Genomic DNA, 7,557 nt, shown 5'->3' with positions numbered 1-7,557 from the left:
ATCCACCGAAGTGGACGGGGTATCAACTTCTGGCGTTGATTTTTGGCACGCTGTTGAGTTCTCAAGGAACGGACGCTTCCTTTGTACTCACCCTCAGTAACACTTACTGGGGCTTTCCTCCGGGCTTTCGTTCTTCGTTCTTGCGTTTCCGACTCTATCAGAGTCAGTCTCGCTTGCTTTCCAGGTCCTCCGCTTTCGCGTTTTCCCTTTCCGGCGATTCCGACTCTATCAGGGCTTTTCCTGCTCCTTGACCACTCACCCGATATGCCCAATAGGCATAAGAGAAGCAGCACGGATCAGGATCTGCACTGAAGAGGAGGATTCCCGTCCATCGGCTGTTCGCGAGAAGTTCACGCGGCACGTCCTGGCGGGAGTCACGACAGTACAGGGCCCGTGGTGCCCAAGCAAATCGATTCAGGCGTATGGTCTAGTCCACTACGTCGTCGCGGTCGCGCGCCGGGGCTCCCAGCAGGGGGTTCATGTCGGGCGAACCGGGACGTGTCATGACATACCCTTCTGAAAGTACGTCGTTACAGGACAGATTGTGACGACGACACGAAGAAGCCCCACCCCTGGGAGGCCCCCCATGACCAGCGTGACGTCCCCACTTGCCGGGCGCGCCATCGGACTCGCGGCAGTACCCGATCCGGTGTTCTCCGGCGCAATGGTGGGTCCGGGCACCGCCATCGATCCCGTGCGTGAGCCCTCGGAGGCGGTGTCCCCCGTCGACGGTGTGGTCGTCTCCCTGCACCCGCACGCGTACGTCGTCGTCGACAGCGAAGGACACGGCGTACTCACCCACCTCGGGATCGACACCGTTCAGCTCAACGGCGAGGGCTTCGAGCTGCTCGTCAACAAGGGCGACACCGTGACCCGCGGCCAGGCCGTCATCCGTTGGAACCCGCAGGCCGTCGAGGACGCCGGCAAGTCTCCGGTCTGCCCCGTCGTGGCACTGGAGGCGACCCCGGACGCCCTTGGCGACGTCGTCGAGTCCGGAGACGTGAAGGCCGACGACGTCCTCTTCAGCTGGCAGTGAGCTGGTCCGCCCGCGAGGGCGAGTCGGACATCCACCGCGGCGGCTGGGGCCGCCGCTCAATCGGAGACGGGTGAAATGGAGACAACGCTGCGAGGCGTCGGCGTGAGCCACGGTGTGGCGATCGGCGAGGTGCGGCACATGGGCACGGCGGTTCTGGAGCCGCCGGCCAAGCAGATCACCGCGGACGAGGCGGAGCGCGAACAGGGGCGCGCCCGCAAGGCCGTGGAGGCCGTGTCCGCCGACCTGATCGCTCGCGGCCAGCTGGCCGGTGGCGAGGCCCAGCACGTGCTGGAGGCCCAGGCGATGATCGCCACGGACCCCGAGCTGATGGCTGACGTCGACCGGCGCATCGCCGTCGGCAGCACGGCGGAGCGCGGGGTATACGACGCGTTCGCCTCCTACCGGGATCTGCTCGCGGGTGCCGGGGAGTACATGGCCGGGCGGGTGGCCGACCTGGACGACGTCCGGAACCGGATCGTGGCGCGGCTGCTGGGCGTGCCGATGCCGGGCGTGCCGGACAGCGACGAGCCGTACGTGCTGATCGCGCGGGACCTGGCTCCCGCCGACACCGCGCTGCTCGACCCGGCGCTCGTCCTCGGCTTCGTGACCGAGGAGGGCGGGCCGACCAGTCACAGCGCGATCCTCGCGCGGGCGCTGGGCGTGCCGGCGATCGTGGCGCTCCCGGGTGCCGGGGAGATCGCCGAGGGTACGGTCATCGCGGTGGACGGCAGCACCGGCGACCTGTTCGTCGAGCCGACCCCGGAGAAGCGGGCGGAGCTGGAGGCCGCGGCCGCCGAGCGCAAGGCCGCTCTCGCGGCCTCGTCCGGTCCGGGTGCGACGTCCGACGGCCACAAGGTGCCGCTGCTGGCCAACGTGGGCGGTCCGGCGGACGTGCCGGCGGCCGTGGAGGCCGGGGCCGAGGGCGTGGGCCTGTTCCGCACCGAGTTCCTGTTCCTGGACGACAGCAAGAAGGCGCCGTCCGAGGAGAAGCAGATCGAGTCGTACCGCAAGGTGCTGGAGGCGTTCCCGGAGGGCCGGGTCGTCGTGCGCGTCCTGGACGCGGGCGCCGACAAGCCGCTGGAGTTCCTGACGCCGGCCGACGAGCCGAATCCGGCGCTGGGCGTGCGCGGTCTGCGGTCGCTGCTGGACCACCCGGACGTGCTGCGCACGCAGCTGACCGCGCTGGCCAAGGCTGCCGAGGGGCTGCCGGTCCACCTTGAGGTCATGGCCCCGATGGTGGCGGACCGGACGGACGCGCGGGCGTTCGCGGACGCGTGCCGCGAGGCGGGGCTGAGGGCGAAGTTCGGGGCGATGGTGGAGATCCCCTCCGCCGCGCTGCGGGCGCGCTCGATCCTCCAGGAGGTCGAGTTCCTTTCGCTGGGCACCAATGACCTGGCCCAGTACGCGTTCGCCGCGGACCGTCAGGTCGGTGCGGTGTCGCGGCTCCAGGACCCGTGGCAGCCGGCGCTCCTGGACCTGATCGCGATGTCGGCCGAGGCCGCCCGCGCGGAGGGCAAGAGCTGCGGTGTCTGCGGCGAGGCCGCTTCCGACCCGCTGCTGGCCTGTGTGCTGACGGGTCTGGGTGTCACCTCTCTGTCGATGGGTGCCGCTTCGATTCCCTACGTGCGGGCGACGCTCGCCAAGTACACGCTGGCGCAGTGCGAGCGTGCCGCGGCCGCGGCGCGTGCGGCCGACAGTGCCGAGGAGGCCCGCGTGGCCGCGCAGGCGGTGCTGTCCGGGGAGTAGCCGGGCGGGGTGGTGTCGATCGAGGGGCCTTCGCCGGTGGCGGGGGCCCCTCGGTCGTCTCTCGTGTCGGGCCGGGCGGCCGGACACCCGCTAGTGGTGGGGTGTGGGGTCGTCCACCTCGTAGCCGGGGCAGTATTCGACGCCGGATTCGGGGGGCACGGGGTCCCCGGTGTCGGCGTCCGTGCAGTAGGCGTTGAACACGGAGGCCGCGGAGAGCGGGACCAGGCGTCCACGGTCCAGGCGCCAGCCGTGGACGCGGTCGGGCAGCCCCTCGGTGGTGCTGCGCAGTACGAGTCCTCCGGGGCCGCCGAGGGCGAGTCCGGCGGCGAGGACGCTCACGAAGTCGAGGCTTTCGCGGCCCTCGATGCGGGCCGGGCCGTCCCGGTCCGCGGTGACCTCGGCGTGCAGGACGGCGACGAGCTGTTCGTCCTGGGTGGGGACGCTGCAGACGAGGTGGTGGTGGCCGGGGCCGGCGCCGTCGACGAGGCGGCTGAGCGTTCCGGTGGCCCGGGCGAAGGAGGCGTGGCCGATGTCCTCGCCGCAGTCGGCGCAGCTGCCGACGCCGGCGAGGAGCGTGGTCGCGTACTCCCAGGTGGCCTGGCGGACGGCCTCGTCGACGAGGAGCGGGACGAGTTCGTCGACGGGCTGGCCGGTGTAGGGCAGTACGACGCTGGTGCCGGCGAGTTCGGCGGTGAAGCGGGTGCGGCTTTCGGCGGTGTCCGGGTCGATGCCGTGTTCCGTGCAGAACTCGGCGTACTCGGCGGGGTCGAAGAGGGCGACGGTGGTGTGGATGCCCTGGGCCGCGAGGGACCGGAGCAGGCCGTCGACGTGCCGGAGGTAGTCGGTGTAGTCGTCGTGGTGGTCGAAGGTGAAGCTGCGGTAGCCGCGCATGGCCGCGAAGTCCCCGGCGTCGGCCAGGAGGCCTACGGTGCTGGGGACTTCGCGGCGCAGCATGCGGCGCCGGGTGGTGCGGCCGGCGGTGCGGCGCGTGTGGTGACGTGTCCGTGGCATGGCTCCCCCTGAGTGGTGCATCGAGCGCATTCGATTGCTCACTCACGGTAACCAACGCCACTGACAGTGACCTCAGTCGCGGGTGCGGGTGCGGCCCAGCTCCTCGTAGAAGTGGAGGAGGTCGATGTCGTCGACCGAGCCGGGGTTGACCGCCTTGGCCATGGGCGTGCCCTGGAGGAGGCGCTTGACCGGGACCTCGATGCGCTTGCCCGTCAGGGTGTGCGGGATGGCGGGGACCTCGATCACCTCGTCGGGGACGTGGCGCGGGGAGAGCTCCTCGCGGATCGTCGCCTTGATGCGTCCGCGCAGGTCGTCGTCGAGGGTCGCGCCGGGTGCGAGGTGGACGAACAGCGGCATCCAGTAGCCGCCGTTCGGTTCCTCCAGGCCGATGACCAGGGACTCCTTGATCTCGGGGAGGCGTTCGACGGCCTCGTAGATGTCGGCGGAGCCCATCCGGACGCCCTGCCGGTTCAGGGTGGAGTCGGAGCGTCCGTGGATGACGACGGAGCCGTGGTCGGTGATCGTGATCCAGTCCCCGTGGCGCCAGACGCCGGGGAACATCTCGAAGTAGCTGTCGCGGTAGCGGCTGCCGTCCTCGTCGTTCCAGAACCGGATCGGCATGGACGGCATCGGGTTGGTGACGACCAGCTCGCCGACCTCGCCGGTCAGCGGCTTGCCGGACGGGTCCCAGGACTGGAGGTCGGTGCCGAGGCAGGCGGCCTGGAGCTCGCCGATGTGGACGGGGAGGGTGGGGACGGCGCCGGCGAAGCAGCTGCAGACGTCGGTGCCGCCGCTGACGGAGGCGATCCACAGGTCCTCGGCGACCTCGTCGTGGAGCCAGCGGAAGCCGTCGGGCGGCAGCGGCGAGCCGGTCGTGGCCACGCACTTCACGGCGGACAGGTCGAAGTCGCGTGCGGGGTGGACGTCGGCCTTGCGGCAGGCCATGACGTACGCGGCGGAGGTGCCGTACAGGGTGGCCCCGGTCCGCTCGGCGATCCGCCACTGGGCCCCGGTGTCGGGGTAGCCCGGGCTGCCGTCGTAGAGGACGACCGTCGTGCCGGTGAGGAGGCCGGAGACGAGGAAGTTCCACATCATCCAGCCGGTGGAGGTGTACCAGAAGAACCGGTCCTCGGGGCCGAGGTCGCAGTGCAGGCCGAGCTGCTTGAGGTGCTCCAGGAGGATGCCGCCCTGGGACTGCACGATCGCCTTGGGCAGGCCCGTCGTACCGGAGGAGTAGAGCACCCAGAGCGGGTGGTCGAACGGGACCGGCTCGAAAACCGGCTCGACGTCGCCGGAGGTCAGGTCCGACCAGGCCAGGGCGCCTTCGGGGGCCGGCGTGCCGAGCAGCGGGATGTGGACGACGGCGCGCAGCGAGGGGAGCTCGGCGCGCAGTTCGGCGACGGTGTCGCGGCGGTCGTGCTCCTTGCCGCCGTAGCGGTAGCCGTCGACGGTGAACAGAACCACCGGCTCGACCTGCTGGAAGCGGTCGAGGACGCTGCGGGCGCCGAAGTCGGGGGCGCAGGAGGTCCACACGGCGCCGACGGCGGCCGTGGCGAGGAGCGCGGTGACGGCTTCGGGGATGTTGGGGAGGTAGCCGCTCACCAGGTCGCCGGGGCGTACGCCGAGGGCGCGCAGCTCGGCGGCGAGCGCGCCGACCTGGCGGCGGAGCGCGGCCCAGCTGACGGGGGTGGCCTCGTGGGTCTCGTCGACGTGCAGGAGGGCGGCGTCTTCGGCGCGCGCGGGGTCCTCGCCGGCGCGCAGGGCGTGCTCGGCGTAGTTGAGGGTGGCTCCGGTGAACCAGTGCGCGCCCGGCATGGAGCGGTCCTCGAGGACGGACCGGTAGGGGGTGGTGAACCGGACGTCGAACCATTCGGCGACGGCCTGCCAGAAGATGTCGAGCTCGTCGACGGACCAGCGGTGCAGCGCGGGGTAGCCACCGTCCGCGGGGGCTCCGAACCGCTCCGCGGCCCAGGCCTGGAAGGCGGTGATGCGGGCTGCGGCGATCCGCTCGGGGCTCGGGGACCAGAGGGGTTCCGGCTGGGTGGCTGAGGTCATGGGTCGGCTCCCGGTCAAGTCTGCGGCGCGCGCGGTGTGCGTGGGTGTGTGCGGTGCCGTTCGCGCGATGGGTGTGCGCGGCGGCTCACAGGGACCATGCCATGTGATCTACGTCCGCACCAGGGGCCTCATGGACGAGTGAACGGAAGTTGAACGGTGCCCGCTCGATGGGCGGCCGGTGGCAGGGTGAGCAGCATGAACGGTCGTGATCTGGTGCGTGCGGTGAAAGAGATCGGTACGGAGCGCGGGCGGCGCGCGTGGCGCTCGGCCTGGCGCAACCGGCGCGTGGACGCGGTGGGGCTCCCGCGCCGGGGCGCGGAGCGGGCCCGGGTGCCGGGCCTGCTGACCGGTACGGAACCGCGGCCGGGCGGAGGGGTGCTGCGGTTCACCCGCTCGGAGCTGCTCGTACGGGTCACGGTGGGCGGCGCGGTGTTCTGGGGCTGGGACGGGGCCGGGCCCACGCCCTCGTACGCGCTGGTGGGCAGCGGGCCCGAGCCCGACCCGCGGGCCGTGCTGGAACCGGACACCGGCGGCGGCTGGCGGGTGGTCTCGGAGCGGGTGACGGTGGCGGTGTCCCGGCACGGTGCGGTCGAGGTGCGGACGCCGGGCGGGACGGTGCTGCGCCGGGAGCTGCCGCCGCGCTGGTGGGAGCCGGCGGAGCCGGTCGCCGGGGCGCCGGCCGAGGCGCGGTGGCTCCAGCGGGCCGAGGTACCGGCGGACGCACGGTTCTTCGGGCTGGGCGGGCGGGCCGCCGGGCCGCGGCTGCGGGACGGGGCGTACCGGCTGTGGAACACGGACCCCAAGGGCGGCTTCGGGCCGGGTGACGACCCGCTGTACATCACGATGCCGGTGCAGATGGTGGTGGCGGACGCCGGAACGCACCTGGTGTTCCACGACAACTCCTGGGACGGCCGGGTGGCGCTGCGCGAGGGCGAGGAGGGCGCCGGGTCGGGGGCGGACCGCCCGGGGACGAGCGAGCTGCGCATGGAGGGCGGGCCGCTGCGCTGCTGGGTGCTGGTGGGGACGCCGGCGCGGGTGCTGCAGGGCTGGTCGGGGCTGACCGGCGGGGCCGCCGTGCCGCCCGAGTGGGCGCTCGGGTACCAGCACGCGCGGTGGGGGTTCGGGAGCGCGCAGGAGGTGCGGCGGGTGGTGGCGGGCTACACGGCGCGCGGGCTTCCGCTGTCGGCGGTCCACCTCGACATCGACCACTACGACGGGCACCGTGTGTTCACGGTGGACAAGGAGCGGTTCCCGGATCTGCCGGGGCTGGCGCGGGAACTGGCGGAGCAGGGCGTACGGCTCGTGTCGATCGTCGACCCGGCGGTGAAGGCGGGCGACGCCGTCCACGCGTCGGGCCGTGCGGTGGGGGCGGGCGGGGCCTTCGTGCGGGACGCGCGGGGGCAGGAGGTACGGGGCGAGGTGTGGCCCGGCGAGTGCGCGTACCCGGACTTCACGGATCCGGCGGTGCGCGCCTGGTGGGGCGGGCTGTACGCGGAGCGGCTGGAGCAGGGCTTCGCCGGGGTGTGGCACGACATGAACGAGCCGGTGTCCTTCGCGCCGTTCGGGGACATGACGCTGCCCCGCTCGGCGCGGCACTCGATGGACGGCGCGGGCGGGGACCACCGGGCCGCGCACAACGTGTACGCGCTCGGGATGGCGCGGGCGGGCTGGGAGGGGCTGGTCCGGCTGCGGGCCGCGGGGCGGCCGGG

General features: G+C 72.3%; 6 protein-coding genes. 4 read left to right on the top strand and 2 right to left on the bottom strand.

Features of this window, described 5'->3' with window-relative positions:
- The 3 genes from ACFXA3_RS26075 to ptsP form a co-directional block, all read left to right on the top strand.
- On the top strand, positions 1-251 hold a 251-nt coding region (locus ACFXA3_RS26075; protein ID WP_385190697.1), incomplete at its 5' end, for a hypothetical protein.
- A 335-nt stretch (positions 252-586) separates the two neighbouring features.
- Positions 587-1,036, top strand: a complete 450-nt coding sequence (locus ACFXA3_RS26070) for a PTS glucose transporter subunit IIA (RefSeq protein WP_385190696.1) — start codon at positions 587-589, stop codon at positions 1,034-1,036.
- Positions 1,037-1,111: 75 nt separating this feature from the next.
- Positions 1,112-2,782 (top strand): phosphoenolpyruvate--protein phosphotransferase, encoded by a 1,671-nt coding sequence (gene ptsP, locus ACFXA3_RS26065; RefSeq protein ID WP_385190694.1) that lies wholly within the window; start codon positions 1,112-1,114, stop codon positions 2,780-2,782.
- 90 nt (positions 2,783-2,872) lie between these two features.
- Here the strand turns inward: ptsP and ACFXA3_RS26060 are convergent, their stop codons facing one another.
- Together ACFXA3_RS26060 and ACFXA3_RS26055 are read right to left on the bottom strand one after the other, a co-directional pair.
- Entirely contained in the window at positions 2,873-3,793 is a 921-nt protein-coding gene (locus tag ACFXA3_RS26060; RefSeq protein ID WP_385190693.1) for a hypothetical protein, read from the bottom strand.
- 72 nt (positions 3,794-3,865) lie between these two features.
- Positions 3,866-5,848: an acetoacetate--CoA ligase gene (locus tag ACFXA3_RS26055; RefSeq protein WP_385190691.1), complete on the bottom strand. Its 1,983-nt coding sequence runs from the start codon at positions 5,846-5,848 to the stop codon at positions 3,866-3,868.
- A 195-nt stretch (positions 5,849-6,043) separates the two neighbouring features.
- Here ACFXA3_RS26055 and ACFXA3_RS26050 point away from each other — a divergent pair.
- A partial coding sequence (locus ACFXA3_RS26050) for a TIM-barrel domain-containing protein (RefSeq protein WP_385190689.1) occupies positions 6,044-7,557 on the top strand: 1,514 nt, incomplete at its 3' end.

Origin of the sequence: Streptomyces sp. NPDC059456, from assembly GCF_042750055.1 — a bacterium.
Classification (GTDB): Bacteria; Actinomycetota; Actinomycetes; order Streptomycetales; family Streptomycetaceae; genus Streptomyces.
This window is presented reverse-complemented; position numbering and strand designations above follow the sequence as displayed.

Excerpts from the sequence above, each read along its gene's own strand:
- ACFXA3_RS26055 (WP_385190691.1), bottom strand. The coding sequence starts at position 5,848 with ATGACCTCAGCCACCCAGCCGGAACCCCTCTGGTCCCCGAGCCCCGAG.
- ACFXA3_RS26060 (WP_385190693.1), bottom strand. The coding sequence starts at position 3,793 with ATGCCACGGACACGTCACCACACGCGCCGCACCGCCGGCCGCACCACC.
- ptsP (WP_385190694.1), top strand. The coding sequence starts at position 1,112 with ATGGAGACAACGCTGCGAGGCGTCGGCGTGAGCCACGGTGTGGCGATC.
- ACFXA3_RS26070 (WP_385190696.1), top strand. The coding sequence starts at position 587 with ATGACCAGCGTGACGTCCCCACTTGCCGGGCGCGCCATCGGACTCGCG.